Genomic DNA, 19,561 nt, shown 5'->3' on the forward strand with positions numbered 1-19,561 from the left:
GCCACGGCCACTGCTGGTATCGCTGAAGACGAGACGCCCGCCGCTGCGCCTGGAGCGCGCTGGCGGCGGGCTCTCACCCACTCATCCCTTAGCCGATCGGCATGGCGATGAAGTGCGTGTTGTCGGAGGTCTTCACCCGCATCAGCACGTCGTGCTTGCCGTCGGATTTGGCCTGCTTGAGCGCCTGGCGAAGCTCGCCGCCGTCGGAAACGCTCTTGCCGCCGACGCTGAGGATGACGTCGCCGGATTGCACGCCGTGCTCGGCGGCCGGGCCGTCCGGATCGACGTTGGTGACCACGACGCCCTTCTCGCCGGCACCGGCAACCTCGCTCGCCGGCGCGACCGTAAGCCCAAGATGGGGAACGCCGCGGGCCGATCCGTTTTCGTCTTCATCGGCGCTCGCCTGCTTCTTCAGGTGGTCGGGCATTTTCGCCAGCGTCACGTCGATCGTCTTCGCTTCTCCCTTGCGCAGGATGTCGATCTTGGCGGAACTGTCGGGCGCCATCGCCGAGATCTCGCGGGCAAGCGCGCGCGAATCCTTGATGGAGTTGCCGTTGACCGCGGTGATGACGTCGCCGGGCTGGATGCCTGCCTTGGCAGCCGGCGTGTCGGCTTCAGCCTGGTCGACCAACGCGCCCTCGGCCTTCTTCATGCCGAGGCTTTCGGCGATGCCGGCGGTGACCGGTTGAACCTGCACGCCGAGCCAGGAGCGGGTCACGACGCCTTTGTCCTTGAGCTGGGTGACGATCATCTTGACCGTGGAGGCCGGAATGTCGAACCCGATGCCGACGGAGCCGCCGGATGGCGAATAGATCGCGGTGTTGACGCCGATCACCTTGCCGCTGGTGTCGAAGGTCGGACCGCCCGAGTTGCCCTTGTTGATGGGGGCGTCGATCTGGATGTAGTCGTCATAGGGGCTCGCACTGATCGCGCGTCCTTCGGCCGAGATGATGCCGGCGGTCACGGTGCCGCCGAGGCCATAGGGGTTGCCGACCGCGACCACCCAGTCGCCGACCCGCGGGGTTCCCGACTCGAAGTCGACATAGGCAAAGTCCTTCTTGCCGTCGACCTTGATCAGCGCGAGATCGGTTTTCTGATCGGTGCCGATCACCTTGGCGGTGTAGATATGTCCGTCATCGGTCGTCACCTCGACCGACTTGGCATGGTCGACCACGTGATAATTGGTAACGGCATAGCCGTCCGGCGAAATGAAGAATCCGGAACCGACGCCGGTCACCATCTGGTGACGATGCAGGTGGCCTTGCTGGCCGTCGAATTGCCGGAAGAATTTTTCAAACGGCGAACCCTGCATGAACGGCGAAGCTCCCTGATCATCCGATCCGCTTTCGTCCGCGTTAACGCCCTGGTCGATCCGTACGCGAACCGAAATGACGGCGGGTTTGACCTTCGTGACGAGGTCGGCAAAGCCGGTCTGGCCCGGCGCGTTCACCGTTTGCGGAGCCGGCGTCGCTGCAAACGCCTGCCCGGCGAGCCGTCCGTAGCCAAGCGGTCCGCCAAAGGCGAGGGCCGAGCCGAGCACTGCGGCCGAGCCCAGCAGCGTCAGGCGCCGCGCCGACCAGATCTGGCGGCGAGGGCGTTGATTGGTGTCTGTCATGATTGCATCTCCAAGAGTGTTAAGCCGACTGGCTTGATCATGAAGATAACGCCGCGCCCCTTACCACGTCCTGTCGCGCGGATTAATCTTTCCTGTAGGGAAAATTAAATCGCTGTAAGGCCGTGCACGAGCTTGACTGATCCATATCCCGCTGGTTATACGTTTATCAATAACCAAAGAGTTATTTATTTCGATGCCGAACGTCCACGATGTGCTGTTCCGAACGCTGGCCGATCCAACAAGGCGGGCGATTTTCGAGCGGCTATGCCGCGAAGGCGAGCAGACCGTCGCGGCGCTCACGGCACGCTCCGGAGTTTCGCAACCGGCCGTCTCCAAGCATCTCGGAGTGCTGAAGCGCGCCAGGCTTGTGCGCGACCGTCATGAAGGTCGCCAGACGCATTATAGCGCCCAGCTCAATGCACTCGCCCCGCTGATCGATTGGACGAGCCAGATGACCGGCTTCTGGCGGAACCGGTTCGACCAGCTCGAAAACCTCTTGAAAAGGATGGACCAATGAACCAGCCCGCGACCGAAACGCGCTCCGTCATCGTTGAACGGGATTTTGCCTTTCCGCCGGAAAAGCTTTGGCGCGCGCTCACCCAACCGCACCTCATTGAGGAGTGGCTGATGAAGAACGATTTCAAGCCAAACGTCGGCCATCGCTTCAACCTTCGCGGCGACTGGGGTGGTGTGCTGGATTGCGAGGTTCTTGCCGTCGAGCCGAACAAGACCTTGTCCTACACCTGGGACCATGCGCATGCGGATGCCGCCTACAGTCTCAAAAGCGTGGTGACCTTTACGCTGACCCCGATTCCTACCGGCACGCGCCTTCGCATGGAGCAGTCGGGTTTCCGGTCCGATCAGCCGCAGGCTTTCGGCGGCGCCAAATTCGGATGGCAGAAGTTTCTCGAGAACCTCAATCAGCTGCTGGCTCGGCCGGATTGAGGACCACGCGCGGGGAAGCGGATGCCGGCGGAGCGGCGCCGCTCCGGCAATGACATGGGTCAAAATTGTTGGTCAAGGAGTCCACCATGCGCGTGTTCATTTGTTGGATTCACATCATCTGCGCCATCCCGATTACGGGCTATCTCTATAGTCCGTTCCAGGTTCTTCCGGATTATGCGCCGCTGACGCGGTTCGTGTTCTTTCCCATCATGTTGCTCTCGGGCCTATGGATGTGGAAAGGCCACCTGGTCCGCCGAATGATTTCGAAACAACCGGCTTAAGTTCGGATGAAGGCCTCTGACAAGATCGATCAACTGATTGCTGGCATCAGCGACTGGCGCGGCAAGACCTTGGACCTCGTCCGCAAGGCCATACTCGAGACCGATCCAGAGATCATCGAGGAGTGGAAGTGGATGGGAAGCCCGGTGTGGTCGCGCGACGGCATCATCGCGGTCGGCAACGCTCATAAAGACAAGGTGAAGCTGACTTTTGAGCATGGGGCGCGCCTTCCGGACCCGGAAAAGCTGTTCAATGCGGGGCTAGAAGGCAACCAAAGACGCGCGATTGACTTCTTCGAAGGCGACACGGTTGATGGGCCGGTGCTGAAAAATCTGATCCGAGCGGCTGTCGAATATAACCAGGACAGGGCTGGCAAAAAGGCCGCGAAAAAGGCCCCGCGGAAAGGCCCCGCGGCAAAAGCCGTGAAAGCAAAGAAGCGCTGAACCGACGCAAGCAGACCAAACCGCGGAGTCCCTCGGCTCGACGCTGCGGTCAAATGCGATAATTGATGTCAATATGTCGTATTACGATACGTTTGGCGCAATTCGTGATTGGAGCCATGCGCGACCCGTGCTTGATCTGCCCTGCCGTGCGGGGTAGTCAGACGCCTTGAGTCTCTTCCCGAAAAGCCATGTTGATGCGTCAAACGATGGACAAGGCCCGCGTTGCCACGCGGCACCGTAACAAGCTCGGCGACTTCACCGCGGACAGCCGTGTTCTGCTTTTGATCGGCATGGCGCTGGTCGTCGGGGGCGCCAGCGCCGGTACCGCCTGGGTTCTTCTCAAGTTGATTGCGCTGGTCACCGATCTGGTCTGGTTCGGCCAGTTCAGCGTCAAAAATCTGGTCATCGCGAACACCACGCGTGGCGCACTGTGGATGTTGCTTGCGCCGGCGGCTGGCGGTCTCGTTATTGGCCTGATGGCGCGCTTCGGCTCCGAGAAGATCAGGGGTCACGGCATTCCGGAGGCCATCGAGGCCATTTTGCTGGGCGGCAGCCGGATGCAACCGAAAGTCGCCGTGCTGAAGCCGTTGTCGTCGGCGATTTCGATTGGGTCGGGTGGGCCGTTCGGTGCGGAAGGCCCCATTATCATGACCGGCGGCGCGGTCGGTTCCCTGTTTGCGCAATGTTTCCATCTCACCGCAGCGGAGCGTAAGACGTTGCTTGTCGCCGGCGCGGCTGCTGGCATGACGGCGATTTTCGGAACGCCGATTGCGGCCGTGCTGCTTGCCGTCGAATTGCTGTTGTTCGAATGGAAGCCGCGCAGTTTCCTGCCGGTCGTGGCAGCCGCCATTGTTTCGGAGGTCTGCCGTCCCTTCCTGTTCGGCAGCGGGCCGTTGTTTCCCTTTGCGGAGCATCCCGACATGCCCTTGTGGGGAATGGCGACCGCAATTGGTGTTGGCATTGTTGCCGGTCTGCAGTCCGGATTGATGACACGCTTGCTGTATGCGGCCGAGGACCTGTTCGATCACCTGCCGCTACATTGGATGTGGTGGCCGATGCTGGGCGGATTGGCCGTCGGGGCCGGCGGCCTTGCCGACCCGCGTGCGCTTGGGGTGGGCTACGATGTCATTGCCGATTTGCTCTCCGGCCATGCGGCGGCGCACGAAGTCACGCGGATGCTGCTGGTCAAGTCGGCAATCTGGCTGGTCGCGCTGGCATCCGGCACCTCGGGCGGCGTGCTGGCGCCACTATTGATCCTCGGCGGCTCGCTCGGCTGGCTCGAAGGTCAGATGCTCCCCGGCGGCCCGTCATTCTGGGCACTGATCGGCATGGCGGCGATGATGGGCGGCACGATGCGTTCGCCGCTGACCGGCGTGATGTTCGCGATCGAACTGACCGGCAATATTGAGATGCTGCCGATCCTGCTGGCGGCGACCGGCGCGGCTTTTGCCGTGACCGTCCTGCTGTTGAAACGTTCCATCCTCACCGAGAAGATTGCGCGGCGTGGCCAGCACATCACGCGCGAATATTCGATCGACCAGTTCGAACTGCTGCGGGTCGCCGACGTGATGGTGAAGGAGGTCGATACGCTGCCGGTCGCGATGCCGGTCGACGACGCGGTCGCTTTCTTCAGCGGCGAGGACGTCAGGAGGCACAAATCTTACCCTGTGGTGACGGCGGACGGACGACTGGCCGGCATGGTGTCGCGCTCGGACGTTCTGCGCTGGCGCACGGAGGGCGCGCATCAGGCCATGACGCTTGACGACCTCGTCTCGGATACCTCCGCGGTTTCGGCCTATCCGGATGACGTGCTGGGACGGGTGGCGGACATCATGGTGTCCGCCGATCTGGGGCGCATTCCGGTCGTCGATCGCGACGATCATCGGGTCGTCGGCCTGATAGCCCGGAAGGACCTCCTGCGGATCCGTTCGCTGGTTAATGCAGAGGAACGCGATCGCAGCGCTTACCTGATGCGGGAGAGGGTCGCCTGAGCCGATAAAAGCACTCAAAGGAGAGAAACGGCTCGGATTAAAAAGTCTGGAAAAAGGTTATTCCTGGTGTCGGCCAGGGCGGCGCCCGTTCGTCTTCATGATGGACGGAAGTTGCAAGGGAGACCAGGATGACCAATTCTCGCTATCGTTGGGTGATGGTTGCGGCCGGAGGGCTGCTCGGCTGCGTGGCCATCGGCGGCATGTTTTCCCTGCCGGTACTGCTTCAGCCGATTGCGCGGGACACCGGCTGGTCCGTGACGGGCATATCGAGCGCTATGACCATCGGCTTTCTCGCGATGGCCATGACCAGCATGATGTGGGGCACCTTGTCCGACCGCTACGGGCCGCTTCGGGTGGTTTTGAGCGGCTCGGTGGTTATCGCGGCAAGCCTGGCGCTCGCGAGCAAGGCGACATCGCTGCTCGCCTTTCAATTTTTCTTTGGCGTGATGATCGGCGCAGGCACTTCGGCCATCTTTGCGCCGATGATGGCGACCGTGACCGGCTGGTTCGACACCCATCGCAGCCTGGCAGTGTCGCTGGTCTCGGCCGGCATGGGTATGGCGCCGATGACGATGTCGCCCCTCGTCGCCTGGCTCGCCTCGCATCATGACTGGCGGACCACGATGCTGATCCTCGCTGCTGTTGTCGGCGGGATCATGGTCCCGGTCTCGCTCCTGGTACGCCGTCCGCCGGCGCTTGCCGCCGTGACTGCCTCTTCAACCGCGCCATCCACGCCGCAAGACGAAATGTCGCTGGGTGCGGCGCTGCGATCGCCGCAATTCATCATTCTGCTGGCGACCAATTTCTTCTGTTGCGCGACGCATTCAGGACCGATCATCCATACCGTGAGCTATGCCGTCTCTTGCGGAATTCCGATGATCACGGCGGTCACAATCTATAGCGTGGAAGGCCTCGCCGGCATGGGCGGACGTCTTGTGTTCGGCCTGCTTGGTGACCGCTTTGGCGCCAAGCGCGTGCTGGTGACTGGCCTGTTACTGCAGGCGTTCGGCGCGCTGGGTTACGTGTTCGCGCGGCAACTGGCCGAATTCTACGCGGTGGCTGCGCTGTTCGGCTTCATCTATGCCGGCACCATGCCGCTTTATTCGGTGCTGGTGCGCGAGAACTTTCCGCTGCGCATGCTTGGAACCGTCATTGGCGGGCTGTCGATGGCGGGCGGGCTTGGGATGGCGACGGGCCCCATCGCCGGAGGTCTGATCTATGACGCCTTCGCCAGCTACGCTTGGCTCTATATCGGCTCCTGGGCCGTCGGGCTCGGCGCCTTCTTTATCATCCTCACCTTCAGGCCATTTCCGAAGATCGCGCCACGACCTGTGGCCGTGCCGGCGTAGACTGGCGCCCAGCCAGCGGTCGGGACGCAGCCGGCAAATAAGGGCGGCGAAAGATTTTTAGGCAGACTGACTCCTTTTCAGCCGCTGAAACGTCTCAGCTCTGTCAACAGGAGGTCAATCATGCCATTTGCGATGAAAACGCCGCCGATCGTGTCGGCCAGGGAATGGGAAACCGCACGAGAGCAGATGCTTGTGAAAGAAAAGGCCCTGATGCGGGCGAAGGACGCGCTCGCCGCCGAACGGCGCCGGATGCCGTGGATGGCCGTCGAGAAGGTCTATGAGTTCGACGGACCGACCGGCAAGCTCAGCCTGTTAGATCTGTTCGAAGGTCGCCACCAGCTGATCGTCTACCGCGCCTTCTTCGAGCCCGGCGTCCACGGCTGGCCGGAACATGCCTGCATCGGCTGTTCGCTCGGGGCCGATCAGGTCTCCAACCTTGCGCACCTCAACGCCCGCGACACGACGCTTGTCTATGCCTCGCGCGCGCCGCAGGGTGACATTGCGCGCCTCAAGGGACGGATGGGATGGGAGAGAATCCCCTGGGTAACCATCACCGATAGCTTCGATGCCGATTTCGGGGTCGGCGAATGGCACGGCCACAACGCTTTCATTCGCGACGGGGAACGCATCTTCCGCACATACATGATCAACAGCCGCGGCGATGAGGCGATGGGAACAGTCTGGAGCTACCTCGACATGACGGCGCTCGGGCGGCAGGAGGCGTGGGAGGATTCGCCGGAGGGTTATCCGCAAGAGCGCCCCTACAAATGGTGGAACTGGAACGATAGTTACGTGCCGAACGCCGCGCCCGACCCGAAATGGGTTGAAGTGTCGGACGCCGGAGAAGCCGCTTTCCGCAAGCGCGGCTCTGGTGCCAGGCCATGACCAGATGGTTACACCTTGCGGCGGCGCCCGCCTTTGCGCTCATGGCGCTCGTCACGGCAGCTTCCGAGGGCGATGCATCGATGACGCTTTGCGCGAGCGCGGCTAGCTTCAACGTTAGCGGAATGACGCTGATGTATTTGCTGATGGCTGTCTTTCATTCGGCGCCATGGCTGGAGCTTGTTTCCCCGCAGGTGTGACTCCTTTTTCAATGTTCAAACGTTCTGGTGATATCCGAACGATGGAGCGGAAGCCATGGACTTGAAAGACAAGGCAGTCGTCGTCACCGGCGGAAGCCGTGGCCTCGGTCTCGGACTGGTGGAAGCACTGGTCACGCGAGGTGCTAAAGTGACAATCGTGGCGCGCGAAGCGTGCGCGCTGGCGGCGGCGCGCGAACGGCTTGGTGTCGCCGTGATTTCAGCCGACGTCACGGACGAGAGGGCCGCTTACCGCATCCTGGGTGAAGTCCATCCAGACATCCTCGTGCTGAACGCCGGCGCGCGGCCGCCGATGGGCCGGCTCGACCAGCTGAACTGGGACGATTTCAGCACGACCTGGGAAACGGACGTCAGGGGTGGGCTGTACTGGATGCAGGCAGCGCTCAAGACGCCGCTCAAAGCCGGCAGCCGCGTTCTCGTGAGTTCGAGCGGTGCGGCCCAGAACGGTTCGCCGCTGTCGGGCGGCTATGCCGGCGCAAAGCGCATGCTCTGGCTGATGGCCAAATATGCCAACGCCGTCTCGGCGGAGAGCCATCTCGGCATTCGCTTTCAGGTGATCGTGCCGCAGCAGATCATCGGCAACACGGGTGTCGGTGAGGTCGGCGCAAGCGCTTATGCGGGCGCGCTCGGCATCGGCCAGATGGAGTTTCTTGCGCGCTTCGGTGCGCCGATGCCGCCGCGGGACTTCGGCGAGAAAGTCATTTCCGTGCTCGAAGACCCGCAATACGCTGACGGCATGGTCTTCGGGCTCAAGGGCGACAAGGGAATTACCATGATCGAGGGAGCGGCGGCTTGAGTGCAGGCCAATCCCCATGGGATCGCGACCACCGGGCGGAGCTGCTTGCTCTGACCGGCGAGTTGCGTCCCGAATTGCACCGCTACTGCGCGAGGCTGATGGGATCGGTGATCGACGGCGAGGACGTCGTGCAGGATACGCTTGCCCGCGCGCTTGCGGCGTTCGACGACATGGAGGAAATGCCGCAGCTCCGGCCCTGGCTGTTTCGCGTTGCCCACAACCGCGCGCTCGATTTGTTGCGCAGTCGCGCTCTCCGCAAGTCGGAGCCGATCGAGGCCGCTTCCGATGTTGCAGACGAGGCCAGCCCCGACCCGATGGAGGTCCTGATGCGTCAGGAAGCGGTTGAGACCGCCGTTTCGCGCTTTGCCGAGCTTCCGCTGTTCCAGCGCAGCGTCGTCATCCTCAAGGATGTGCTGGACGAACCGCTGAAAGACATCGCCGAGTTCCTCAATCTCAGTGTCGATGCCGTCAAAGCCCATCTGGCACGCGGACGGGCTCGCCTTCGCGAGGTCAATGCACAGGCGGCGACCATCCCTGGGAAGCGACCGGTTTCTGACGCGGTTACGCGCTATGTCGCGCTGTTTAATCAGAAGAATTGGGACGGGCTTCGGTCGTTGCTTGCCGATGACGTAAAACTTCATCAGTCGGCCTATCCGCTTCGCGTGGGGTCTGCCGACGTGGGCAGGTTCTTTACGATTTACGCTACGTTCGACGGCGTGCGCCTCGTGCCGGCCTGGGTAGAGGGGCGGGAAGTCATCGCCGCGTTCGAGAAAGATGCGGGCGCAATGCCCAGCTATTTCATGTGGCTCGAATGGCGCGAGGGCCGCATCAGCTTCATACGCGATTATCGCTACGCGCGTTACATCCTGGAAGATGCGAAGCTGATGTTGGCGCCGGAAGGCCTGGCGCCAGCGAACTAAGTCGCCCGATCATCCCAGGAAGTCCACGACCGCGCGGCCCACGTCGGCGATCGCGGCGTTGCGGTGCTCGCTGTCCGCCGGACTTCCGGTCAGATAGGCCGTAACGAACGCCGGCGACCGGTCGGATGACGGCCAGATCACGGCGATGTCGTTGGCGGTTCCTCTCTCACCGGATCCGGTCTTGTCGCCGACGCGCCAGCCGCGCGGCAATCCGGCGCGCAGACGCCTATCTCCCGTCTTGTTGCCGATCAACCAGCGGACAAGATGTTCCCGGGATATTGAGCTCAAGGCGCTTCCCGTGGCCAGTGCGCGCAGATTGGCTAGCATGGCCTTAGGAGACGTCGTATCACGAGGATCGCCCGGAAGAGCCTCGTTGAGGGTTGGCTCGTTGCGATCGAGGCGTGTCAACGTGTCGCCGAGTGTGCGGGCGTAAGCCGTGACGGCCTGCGGGCCGCCCAAATTGGCGAGCAGCAGATTTGCCGCCGTATTGTCGCTGACGGTTATCGCCGCCTCGCAGATCTCAGCGAGCGACATGCCGTTGCCGCCCACGTGATTCTTGGTGACGGGAGAGTAGGTCGCAAGATCTCCGGCCGCAAACCGGACGCGACGATCGAGTTCCTCCTTGCCGTTGTCGACCCACGCCAACGTTGCGGCCACGGCGAGCAGCTTGAAGGTGCTGCACATCGGGAACCGTTCATCGCCCCGGAACGCGGCGCTGCTTCCGCTCGCGGAATCGAGGACCGCGACACCGAGGCGTCCGCCATGCTCCTTTTCAATCGCGGCGATGTCATGTTCGAGCTTTTGCGACCGGTCCTCGGCGAAAGCAGCAGGCCCGTGCAGGACGCACCGGCCTATGGTCGCAAGTAGCCCAAAAGAAAATTCACGCCGTTCGATCATTCTGCTGCCCTCTATTGCGCAACAGTCAATGCGCTCGGGAAATTTGATTGACAAGCGGCGAAAAATCGGAGGAACCATCGGGATAATCGGGGTCTTGGAAGATTGGGTCGAAATGGCCCCTCCCGCGGTGATCTTCAATCAGCAAGGCAAGAACCAATGGCACGTGTGCGCTGTGTGACTGAAATGGGTATGGGCGTCGATGTTCACGGGCGGGACGCTACCAAGGCGGCGAGGCGCGCGGTCTCGGACGCGATACGTCATTCCAGCCTTGGCTTCTTCCGCATGATCGGCAAGACCGCGAACGATATGTTCGTCGATGTGACAATTGCCGTGCCGAATCCGGAAGCTGTCGACACAGAAGCGGTCGCGAAGGAGTTGCCCTACGGCACCAGGAAGGTGACCGCGGTCAAAGGCGGCCTCGAGATTCCCTCAGACATCGGCAACGACCCGATCCTGATCGCGAACGCAGCCGTCATCGTCAGTTTCGATGACGGAAAGGCCGGTTAGGACCAAATCCGAATAAATTGCGAGCGGCTCATGTCAGATCTTTCCGCCTTTCCGGTCACCAGGCGCTGGCCCGCGGAGCATCCCGACCGGCTTCAGCTTTATTCGCTGCCGACCCCGAATGGTGTCAAGGTCTCGATCATGCTGGAAGAGATCGGCTTGCCCTATGAGGTGCATCTTGTCGACTTCGACAAGGATGATCAGAAGACACCGGAATTTCTGGCTCTCAACCCGAACGGCAAGATTCCAGCGATTATTGATCCGAATGGTCCCGGCGGCAAACCGCTTGGACTGTTCGAGTCCGGCGCAATCCTTCAGTATCTCGCCGACAAAACCGGCAAGCTGCTGCCGGCGGACGCGGCACGCCGCAGGCAGACGATTCAATGGCTGCATTTCCAGATGGGGGGCGTCGGGCCGATGTTCGGCCAACTCGGATTTTTCATAAATTCGCCGGCAAGGAGATCGCCGATAAGCGACCACTCGAGCGCTATGTGAATGAATCGAAGCGGCTCCTCGGCGTGATAGACGCGCGTCTGGCCGGGCGGCAATGGATGATGGACGACGAATACACCATCGCCGATATCTCGATGCTCGGCTGGGTGCGCAATCTGATCGGCTTTTACGGCGCGGCCGAACTGGTCGGGTTCGATGGCTTTGCCAATGTTTCGGCCTGGCTCGACCGCGGCCTGGCGCGGCCGGCGGTCAAGCGCGGGCTCGAGATTCCGCAGCGCCCCTGAGTCAAAAGACATCTATAATTGCGTCCGGGGATCTGACGCGCAGACTCCACCCGGGGGAGGGGCACATGACGACAGCAATCACCATCTACGGCATCAAGAACTGCGATAGCATGAAGAAGGCGCGGGCCTGGCTCGATGATCACGGTGTGGCATACGAGTTCCACGACTACAAAGCCGCCGGCGCGTCGAAGGAAAAGCTGAAAGCCTGGGCCGGTGAGCTCGGCTGGGAGACCTTGCTCAACCGGGCCGGCACCACGTTTCGCAAATTGCCAGACGCCGAGAAAGAAGGATTGAACGAACGCAGGGCGCTGACATTGATGTTGGAGCAGCCGTCGATGATCAAGCGGCCGGTGCTCGAGGTCGGCGGCAAGGTACTGGTCGGTTTCAAGCCTGAGATTTACGCGAAGGAAGTAAGTGCTCCGCGCAAACGCGCCTGATGTCGCTTAGTTGAACTCGATCAGGTCGGCCGATGGAATGCGGCCGGGTGCGCGATGAAACAACTCGCGATCGATCACGGCGCGGAGTTTTTGCGTCGGGAGCAGATCACTGCCGCGCATGAGATTTCGGATTTCGAAACTGCCGTCTTCGCTGATCGTCTTCAAGGAGGCGATCACGTGCGTGACACCTTGGGAGACCGAGAACGGTAGCAGAAGGCGTTCATACACCACGATGCGCCCGGTAGCGTCGTCGACATGGGACACGCTGTAGACGGGGAGGGCGCGTTCCAGACACCGGTGGTAGATCGGCATGACGAGCGGCGCCAGCCTTGCGCCGAGATACTCGTCGAGGTAGCGGCCGCGCCCGGTTTGGCCGTAAGCCAGGGACATCCGGGTGCCGTCGCTCTCGATGATCAGACGCGGCGGGTCCGCCTTTTCAACGATCATGAAGACCAGGTCGGGAAGTTCATCCTCGATCCGGGAGGGCTGAAAATTCTCGATGCGCGGCAGGCTTTGCTCAGGGGCATAAAGCCGCAGCCACGTGTTCAGAAGATCACGTTGCTTGATCGATTTGACGACCGACGGGTTGGCGCTTTCGAAGTCCAAGGTCTTGAATCCATCTCTCAAGAATGAGACGCCGGATCTTAAGTCCAAGACGAAAAGATTTCGTTGAAAGAGGGCCCTCGGCAGCCGAACAGCCTTAACGGCTGCTTTCCAGACGCGGCCGAGGCGCTCTGCGGGTCGGGCCCGCATGGTCATGCTACCAATGGCGGAGCCACGGCGCGAGCCGCTTTCCGCCTTGCACAATGATGCCGGTTGACGGCATATTCCGGCCCGGAGGCGGCGGGTCCCGGGACGAAAATCAACACGCGAAATCAAGACGCGGTATTTTCAGGCGTCCCGGGGGAACCTGCTGTAAGGAAAAAGTCGGCCACATGCGATCAGGACATCGCGGCGATGGCCGTTCGGGGGACTTTAATTGTCGGATGAGTTTATTCTCGAAACCCACGGATTAACCAAGGAATTCGCGGGATTCTTTGCCGTACGCGACGTTTCCCTCAAGATTCGGCGCGGCAGCATTCACGCCTTGATCGGCCCGAACGGCGCCGGCAAGACGACTTGCTTCAATCTGCTCACCAAGTTTCTGAAGCCCTCGGCTGGCCAGATCCTCTACAAGGGACAGGACATCACGGCGATGGCGCCCGCCGACGTGGCGCGTCGCGGACTGGTGCGCTCGTTCCAGATATCAGCGGTATTCCCGCATCTGACAGCCCTGGAGAATGTACGCGTCGCGCTGCAGCGCCAACACGGGCACTCCTTCGATTTCTGGCGCTCCAAGGCCGTGCTCAATCGCTTCAATGCCCGTGCGCTTGAACTGCTTGACGATGTCGGCTTGAGCGAGTTTGCCGGTACGCCTGCGGTTGAAATGCCGTACGGCCGCAAGCGCGCGCTTGAAATCGCGACCACGCTGGCGCTCGATCCCGAGATGATGCTCCTCGACGAGCCTATGGCGGGGATGGGGCACGAAGACATCGACAAGATCGCAGCGCTGATCAAGCGCATCTCGGCGAAGTACACCATTCTGATGGTCGAACATAACCTGAGTGTCGTTGCCAACCTGTCGGACATCATCACCGTGCTGACGCGCGGCCATATTCTGGCCGAGGGCAACTATGCCGACCTTTCCAAGGACGATCGCGTGAAGGAAGCCTATCTGGGAGCTGGCCATGGCTGATGCGAGAATGGCGGGCGCAGCGGCGGCGCCATCCGCCTCCAGCGCGCCGGTCCTGTCGGTGCAGAATCTCCAGGCGTGGTATGGCGAATCCCACATCCTGCACGGCCTCGATTTCGAGGTGAGCCCGGGTGAGGTCGTCACGCTGCTTGGCCGCAACGGCGCCGGCAAGACCACTACACTGAAGTCGGTAATGGGAATTATCGGCAAGCGTACGGGGTCGGTGCGCTTTGACGGAAAGGAAATTATCCGCGCCTCGTCGGACAGGATTGCGCGAATGGGCATTGCATTTTGCCCGGAGGAGCGCGGGATTTTCGCCAGCCTCGACGTTCGCGAGAACCTTCTGCTGCCGCCTACCGTTCGCAACGGCGGCCTCTCGATGGATCAGATTTTCGAGCTGTTTCCGAACCTCAAAGAACGGTTGAGCAGCCAGGGCACCAAGCTGTCGGGCGGCGAGCAGCAGATGCTGGCGATCGGGCGAATCCTGCGCACCGGCGCGCGCTTTTTGATGCTCGATGAACCCACCGAAGGGCTTGCGCCCGTCATCATTCAGCAGATTGGTCAGACCATCAAGCGCCTCAAGAACGAGGGATTTACCATCCTGCTGGTCGAGCAGAACTTCCGCTTCGCTGCGACGGTCGCGGATCGCTACTACATCGTCGAGCACGGCAAGATCATCGACGGCTTCGCAAATGCGGAGCTGCAGGCCAACATGGACAAGCTTCACACCTATCTCGGCGTCTGAAGAATGACGCGAAGCATTTGGAAAAGGACCGTTATGAAACGAAGGAAGTTCGCAACTCTGTTGCTCGGGACAGCGCTTAGTCTGTCGGCCGGCTTAGCCTTCGCCCAGGACAAGGTGGTCAAGATCGGTTCACTCTCCGATCAGTCCGGGCTGTACGCCGATCTCGGAGGCCCGGGCTCGACGCTGGCCGCCCAAATGGCGGTGGAGGATTCCGGCCTGACGGCCAAGGGCTGGAAGATCGACATCATCGCTGGCGACCATCAGAACAAGCCCGACATCGGCGTCAACATCGCGCGCCACTGGTTCGATGTCGATAAGGTCGACGTCATTGTTGATGTGCCGAACTCCGGTGTCGCTCTTGCCGTCTCGAACCTTGTCAAGGAGAAGAATGGTATCCTGCTGGATTCCGGAGCCGGCACATCCGACCTGACCAATGCGCAGTGCACGCCGAACACCATTCACTGGACCTACGACACCTACACCCTCGCGCACGGGACCGGCACGGCCCTGACCAAAAGCGGCGGGAATACCTGGTTCTTCCTGACCGCCGACTACGCTTTCGGGGCGGCGCTGGAGCGCGATACGACCGCCGCGGTCCAGGCCGCCGGAGGCAAAGTGCTGGGCGGCGTCAAGGCTCCGCTCTCGACGGCTGATTTCTCGTCCTTCCTTCTGCAGGCGCAGGCCTGCAAGGCCAAGATCATCGGCCTCGCCAATGCCGGCGCCGACACCACCAATTCAATCAAGCAGGCCGCCGAATTCGGAATCACCACCAGCGGCCAGAAGCTCGCTGCGCTGCTGCTGTTCATCACCGACGTGCATTCGCTCGGTTTGAAGACGGCGCAGGGGCTGAACTTTACCGAGACGTTCTACTGGGACTTGAATGACGGCACGCGGGCCTTTGCCAAACGCTTCCAGGAGCGCGCGAAAAACCACAGTATGCCGACCATGGTTCATGCCGGCGTGTATTCAAGCCTGCTGCATTATTTCAAGGCGCTGGATGCCCTCGGCGGCAACCCGCATGACGGTGCCAAGGTTGTCGCCAAGATGAAGGAAATGCCGACCGACGACCCGCTGTTCGGCAAGGGCAGCATCGAGCCGAACGGGCGGACGCTTCACCCAGCCTATCTGTTCGAGGTGAAGAGCCCCGCGGAGTCCAAGGGGCCCTGGGACTACTACAAGCTCGTGTCGACGATTTCCGCGGACGACGCCTTTACGCCTCTGGCCAAGAGCACCTGTCCCTTGCTGAAGAAATGAGCTGTTGTGATGTCTCGGGCGGCGCGGTTGCCGCCCGAGCATCATGAGTTGAGACAAGGGGGCTCGAGAGAAATCGATGCAAGCGCTTTACGCACAGCTACTGGTGGGACTGATCAACGGCTCATTCTACGCGCTGCTCAGCCTCGGGCTTGCCGTGATTTTCGGCATGCTCAACATCATCAATTTCGCGCATGGCGCGCTGTATATGATGGGAGCGTTCTGCGCCTATTTCCTGCTGAATATCTGGGGTATCGGATACTGGTGGGCGCTGCTGATCGCGCCGGTCGCCGTCGGCATCTTCGGCATGGTTCTGGAACGAACCATGCTGAAATGGCTCGCCGGTCTGGACCACCTGTACGGACTGCTGTTGACCTTCGGGCTTGCGCTGATCATCCAGGGCATCTTTCAGAATTATTTCGGTTCATCCGGATTGCCATACGCCATTCCGGATCAACTCCGCGGCGGCACCAACCTCGGATTCATGTTCCTGCCGATCTATCGTGGCTGGGTGGTCGTATTCTCGTTGATCGTGTGTTTTGCCACCTGGTACCTGATCGAGCGGACACGGCTTGGGGCTTATTTGCGCGCGGCGACAGAGAATCCGACGCTGGTGCGAGCCTTCGGCGTCAACGTGCCGCGCATGATCACCCTGACCTACGGGCTGGGCGTAGGCCTTGCGGCGCTGGCTGGCGTGCTCTCGGCGCCGATCAACCAGGTCCGGCCGTTGATGGGTGAGAACATCATCATCGTGGTGTTTGCCGTGGTGGTGATCGGCGGCATGGGCTCGATCATGGGATCGATCATCACCGGCTTTGCTCTGGGTGTGATCGAGGGATTGACCAAATACTTCTATCCGGAAGCTTCCAACACCGTCGTGTTCGTTCTGATGGTGCTGGTACTTCTCGTGAAACCAACGGGATTGACGGGACGGGCGGCCTGATAAACATGACGGCGATGACTGACGATACCTTGCCGGTAACCCCGCGCACGATCCGCGACGAGATGATCGCTTTTGCGGTCATGACCTTGCTGTTGTTGATTGTGCCGCTGACCGATCTTTATCCCTTCTTTGTGATGCAGGCGCTGTGTTTTGCGCTGCTGGCGTGCGCCTTCAATCTCCTGATCGGCTATGGTGGTCTCTTGTCGTTCGGCCACGCGATGTTCCTGGGAACAGGGGGGTATGTCACCGCGCATGCCGCGAAGGTATGGGGGCTGCCTCCAGAACTAGGCATTCTCGCCGGCGTGGCGGCTTCGGCTGCGCTTGGTGCGGTGACGGGTATCGTCGCGATCCGGCGCCAAGGCATTTATTTCGCCATGATTACGCTGGCGCTCTCGCAACTGATCTACTTTATCTACCTGGAATCTCCGTTTACGCATGGCGAAGACGGCATCCAGGGCATCCCGCAGGGCCATTTGTTTGGAATTCTCGATCTCTCCAAATCGATAGTGCTTTATTACGTCGTAGTCTTTAACTTCCTGCTCGGTTTTCTGATCATCTTTCGAGCTATCAACTCGCCTTTCGGCGAGGTGCTGAAATCGATCCGCGAGAACGAGCAGCGCGCGATTTCGCTCGGCTACAAGACCGATCAGTACAAGCTGCTTGCCTTTATCCTATCGGGCACGCTGGCCGGATTTGCCGGCTCGCTCAAGGTGTTTGTTGTTCAGAATGCCTCGCTGTCGGATGTCGAGGTGTCAATGTCCGGACTTATCGTGCTGATGACACTGGTCGGTGGGCTTGGCACGGTGTTTGGTCCCGTAATCGGCGCATTCATCATCGTGGCGACCCAGCAATATCTGGCCGGATTCGGATCGTGGGTAACCGTAATCCAGGGCTCGATCTTCGTGGCGTGCGTGCTGCTGTTTCGGCGCGGCATTGTAGGCGAAGTGGCCCATTATTTCCGGCGCTCGCTGTAAATTGGGCGACTTGAACCCGATCGTTTCGGACCATAAAGCCGTGGATGAACCGCAGATTGGCCGCTGGGCCAACTTGCCGAAAATCCTGTATGACATATTTGTGACGGATCACTCCGGCCGGACCGTCCGGCGATTTTGGGCATACCCATGTTGATGCGGTGGTTTCGTGCACTCCTTCCCAAAGAGGAGCGCTTTTTCGATCTTTTCGCCAAGCACTCCCGAGCGGTCCAGCAGGGCGCGCTTGCGCTGCAAGGCATGCTGCAGGGCGGGGAGGAGACGCCGGTCTTCTGCCAACGCGTCAGCCAGTTCGAAAACGAGGCGGATAATATCACCCGTGAGGTGCTGACAGCGGTGCGACGCACGTTCATCACCCCGTTTGACCGCGGTGACATCAAGAACCTGATTACATCGATGGACGACGCCATAGACCAGATGCAGCAGACTGCGAAGGCCGTCATGCTGTTCGAAGTCCGCAACTTCGAACCGCCGATGCGCGAAATGGGAACGCTTGTGGTGGAATGCTCAAACCTCGTCGGCCGCGCATTGCCGTTGCTGCAATCGATCGGCAGCAACGTCTCGATGCTGACCGCAATTACCGAAGAGTTGACCAAACTCGAAGGGCGGGTTGACGATCTCCACGACATCGGGATGAAGGAATTGTTCCTCAAGCACCGTAACGCAAACGCAATGGATTTCATCGTCGGCGTGGAAATCTACGACCATCTTGAAAAGGTGGCCGATCGTTTTGACGACGTTGCGAATGAGATCAACAGCATCGTGATCGAACAGGTATAGGGCGGGGCCATCAGGTGAACGCGGCGCTTGGTCTTCCGGTTCTGGTCGGGCTGATCGCGGTCGCGCTTTTGTTCGACTTCCTCAACGGACTGCATGACGCTGCCAATTCGATCGCAACGATCGTGTCGACCCGTGTCTTGCGGCCGCAATACGCCGTGTTCTGGGCGGCCTTTTTCAACTTTGTGGCCTTCACGGTGTTTGGGCTCAACGTGGCCCACACCATTGGTACCGGCATCATCGATCCCAATGTCATCGACATATCCGTCATCTTTGCCGCGCTTATCGGCGCCATCGTCTGGAATCTCATTACCTGGGGTCTCGGCATTCCATCCTCCAGTTCGCATGCACTGATTGGCGGGCTGGTTGGCGGAGGAATGGCGAAAGCCGGGCTTTCGGCGGCCGTCTGGAGCGGTCTGATCAAGACCTTGCTGGCGATCGTGTTGTCGCCGCTGGTCGGCTTTCTGCTGGCGCTGGCGCTGGTGGCGATCGTGTCATGGGCATCGGTCCGTTCGACGCCGTTTGCCGTTGATCGGGCCTTCCGGATTCTCCAGTTTGCCTCGGCTTCGCTCTACTCGCTCGGCCATGGCGGCAATGATGCGCAAAAGACGATGGGCATCATCGCAGTCCTCCTGTTTTCACAAGGTCGGCTCGGCTCTCATTTTTACGTCCCGTTTTGGGTGGTGCTGGCCTGCCAGGCGGCGATGGCGCTGGGAACGCTGATGGGCGGCTGGCGGATCGTCCGCACAATGGGCCTGCGAATTACCAAGCTGACGCCGATGCAGGGTTTTTGTGCCGAGATCGGCGGCGCGGCGACGCTGTTCCTCGCTACGTTTTTCGGGGTTCCCGTATCGACGACCCACACCATCACCGGCGCCATTGTCGGCGTCGGTGCCGCGCGGCGACTCTCGGCCGTTCGGTGGAACGTGGCGAGTTCGATCGTCTACGCATGGATCATCACCATCCCGGCCGCCGGCGGCATCGCCGCCGTCGCCTATTGGTTAGTTCTGCTGCTGCGTTAATCCGTCGGCCCGGCGCTGGAGTTGGCCGGCCCATTTCCTATATGCATCGGCGTATCCTTCTTGATCTGGCCGGTTTTCCCTGCCAAACG

22 protein-coding genes and 1 pseudogene are annotated in these 19,561 nt (G+C 60.9%); 20 read left to right on the forward strand and 3 right to left on the reverse strand.

What is annotated here, in order from left to right:
* Positions 1–88: 88 nt before the first annotated feature.
* On the reverse strand, positions 89–1,615 hold the full coding sequence (locus NEZ08_RS18735; protein WP_298110095.1) for a Do family serine endopeptidase: 1,527 nt from the start codon (positions 1,613–1,615) through the stop codon (positions 89–91).
* Positions 1,616–1,808: 193 nt separating this feature from the next.
* Here NEZ08_RS18735 and NEZ08_RS18740 point away from each other — a divergent pair, with 193 nt between their 5' ends.
* From NEZ08_RS18740 to NEZ08_RS18785, 10 genes are all read left to right on the forward strand, one after another.
* Positions 1,809–2,132: a helix-turn-helix transcriptional regulator gene (locus NEZ08_RS18740; protein ID WP_298110098.1), complete on the forward strand. Its 324-nt coding sequence runs from the start codon at positions 1,809–1,811 to the stop codon at positions 2,130–2,132.
* Entirely contained in the window at positions 2,129–2,560 is a 432-nt protein-coding gene (locus tag NEZ08_RS18745; RefSeq protein WP_298110101.1) for an SRPBCC domain-containing protein, read from the forward strand. The genes NEZ08_RS18740 and NEZ08_RS18745 overlap by 4 nt, the downstream gene beginning before the upstream one ends.
* A gap of 86 nt (positions 2,561–2,646) precedes the next feature.
* Complete coding sequence (locus NEZ08_RS18750) at positions 2,647–2,841, forward strand: hypothetical protein (RefSeq protein WP_298110103.1); 195 nt, start codon at positions 2,647–2,649, stop codon at positions 2,839–2,841.
* Between the two features lie 6 nt (positions 2,842–2,847).
* A complete protein-coding gene (locus tag NEZ08_RS18755; protein ID WP_298110106.1) occupies positions 2,848–3,282 on the forward strand; it encodes a DUF1801 domain-containing protein in 435 nt (144 codons plus the stop codon).
* A 188-nt stretch (positions 3,283–3,470) separates the two neighbouring features.
* A complete protein-coding gene (locus NEZ08_RS18760; RefSeq protein ID WP_298110109.1) occupies positions 3,471–5,273 on the forward strand; it encodes a chloride channel protein in 1,803 nt (600 codons plus the stop codon).
* A gap of 128 nt (positions 5,274–5,401) precedes the next feature.
* Positions 5,402–6,622 carry an MFS transporter gene (locus tag NEZ08_RS18765; RefSeq protein WP_298110112.1) on the forward strand — a complete coding sequence of 407 codons (1,221 nt, stop codon included), beginning with the start codon at positions 5,402–5,404 and terminating at the stop codon, positions 6,620–6,622.
* A gap of 120 nt (positions 6,623–6,742) precedes the next feature.
* Positions 6,743–7,507, forward strand: a complete 765-nt coding sequence (locus NEZ08_RS18770) for a DUF899 domain-containing protein (protein ID WP_298110115.1) — start codon at positions 6,743–6,745, stop codon at positions 7,505–7,507.
* On the forward strand, positions 7,504–7,704 hold the full coding sequence (locus tag NEZ08_RS18775; RefSeq protein ID WP_298110118.1) for a hypothetical protein: 201 nt from the start codon (positions 7,504–7,506) through the stop codon (positions 7,702–7,704). Before NEZ08_RS18770 ends, NEZ08_RS18775 begins: the two co-directional genes overlap by 4 nt.
* Before the next feature lie 55 nt (positions 7,705–7,759).
* The gene (locus tag NEZ08_RS18780) at positions 7,760–8,518 is read left to right on the forward strand and encodes an SDR family oxidoreductase (RefSeq protein ID WP_298110122.1); all 759 of its coding nucleotides are present in this window, start codon (positions 7,760–7,762) and stop codon (positions 8,516–8,518) included.
* Complete coding sequence (locus tag NEZ08_RS18785) at positions 8,515–9,438, forward strand: sigma-70 family RNA polymerase sigma factor (protein WP_298110125.1); 924 nt, start codon at positions 8,515–8,517, stop codon at positions 9,436–9,438. Before NEZ08_RS18780 ends, NEZ08_RS18785 begins: the two co-directional genes overlap by 4 nt.
* 9 nt (positions 9,439–9,447) lie before the next feature.
* Here the strand turns inward: NEZ08_RS18785 and bla are convergent, their stop codons facing one another.
* Positions 9,448–10,335 (reverse strand): class A beta-lactamase, encoded by an 888-nt coding sequence (bla, locus tag NEZ08_RS18790; protein WP_298110126.1) that lies wholly within the window; start codon positions 10,333–10,335, stop codon positions 9,448–9,450.
* Between the two features lie 156 nt (positions 10,336–10,491).
* Here bla and NEZ08_RS18795 point away from each other — a divergent pair, with 156 nt between their 5' ends.
* The 3 genes and pseudogenes from NEZ08_RS18795 to NEZ08_RS18805 all read left to right on the forward strand — a co-directional run bounded on the left by NEZ08_RS18795 (position 10,492) and on the right by NEZ08_RS18805 (position 12,013).
* Positions 10,492–10,842 carry a Lin0512 family protein gene (locus tag NEZ08_RS18795; RefSeq protein ID WP_298110129.1) on the forward strand — a complete coding sequence of 117 codons (351 nt, stop codon included), beginning with the start codon at positions 10,492–10,494 and terminating at the stop codon, positions 10,840–10,842.
* A gap of 30 nt (positions 10,843–10,872) precedes the next feature.
* Positions 10,873–11,576 (forward strand): annotated as a pseudogene (locus tag NEZ08_RS18800) (glutathione S-transferase family protein).
* Between the two features lie 65 nt (positions 11,577–11,641).
* Complete coding sequence (locus NEZ08_RS18805) at positions 11,642–12,013, forward strand: ArsC family reductase (RefSeq protein WP_298110132.1); 372 nt, start codon at positions 11,642–11,644, stop codon at positions 12,011–12,013.
* A 6-nt stretch (positions 12,014–12,019) separates the two neighbouring features.
* On the opposite strand, the gene NEZ08_RS18810 is transcribed toward NEZ08_RS18805, so the two are convergent.
* A complete protein-coding gene (locus NEZ08_RS18810; RefSeq protein ID WP_298110135.1) occupies positions 12,020–12,619 on the reverse strand; it encodes a PAS domain-containing protein in 600 nt (199 codons plus the stop codon).
* Between the two features lie 373 nt (positions 12,620–12,992).
* On the opposite strand from NEZ08_RS18810, the gene NEZ08_RS18815 reads away from it, so the two are divergent.
* The 7 genes from NEZ08_RS18815 to NEZ08_RS18845 all read left to right on the forward strand — a co-directional run bounded on the left by NEZ08_RS18815 (position 12,993) and on the right by NEZ08_RS18845 (position 19,472).
* On the forward strand, positions 12,993–13,748 hold the full coding sequence (locus NEZ08_RS18815) for an ABC transporter ATP-binding protein (RefSeq protein WP_298110138.1): 756 nt from the start codon (positions 12,993–12,995) through the stop codon (positions 13,746–13,748).
* On the forward strand, positions 13,741–14,490 hold the full coding sequence (locus NEZ08_RS18820; RefSeq protein WP_298110141.1) for an ABC transporter ATP-binding protein: 750 nt from the start codon (positions 13,741–13,743) through the stop codon (positions 14,488–14,490). Before NEZ08_RS18815 ends, NEZ08_RS18820 begins: the two co-directional genes overlap by 8 nt.
* A 33-nt stretch (positions 14,491–14,523) precedes the next feature.
* Positions 14,524–15,744 carry an ABC transporter substrate-binding protein gene (locus NEZ08_RS18825; protein WP_298110143.1) on the forward strand — a complete coding sequence of 407 codons (1,221 nt, stop codon included), beginning with the start codon at positions 14,524–14,526 and terminating at the stop codon, positions 15,742–15,744.
* Between the two features lie 76 nt (positions 15,745–15,820).
* Entirely contained in the window at positions 15,821–16,684 is an 864-nt protein-coding gene (locus NEZ08_RS18830; RefSeq protein WP_298110146.1) for a branched-chain amino acid ABC transporter permease, read from the forward strand.
* A 5-nt stretch (positions 16,685–16,689) separates the two neighbouring features.
* Complete coding sequence (locus NEZ08_RS18835; RefSeq protein ID WP_298110149.1) at positions 16,690–17,658, forward strand: branched-chain amino acid ABC transporter permease; 969 nt, start codon at positions 16,690–16,692, stop codon at positions 17,656–17,658.
* 150 nt (positions 17,659–17,808) lie between these two features.
* Positions 17,809–18,453: a DUF47 domain-containing protein gene (locus tag NEZ08_RS18840; RefSeq protein WP_298110186.1), complete on the forward strand. Its 645-nt coding sequence runs from the start codon at positions 17,809–17,811 to the stop codon at positions 18,451–18,453.
* Between the two features lie 14 nt (positions 18,454–18,467).
* Positions 18,468–19,472, forward strand: coding sequence for an inorganic phosphate transporter (locus NEZ08_RS18845; protein WP_298110151.1), 1,005 nt, complete (start codon positions 18,468–18,470; stop codon positions 19,470–19,472).
* Positions 19,473–19,561: the final 89 nt, after the last annotated feature.

Source organism: Bradyrhizobium sp., from assembly GCF_027451485.1.
Lineage (GTDB): Bacteria > Pseudomonadota > Alphaproteobacteria > Rhizobiales > Xanthobacteraceae > Bradyrhizobium.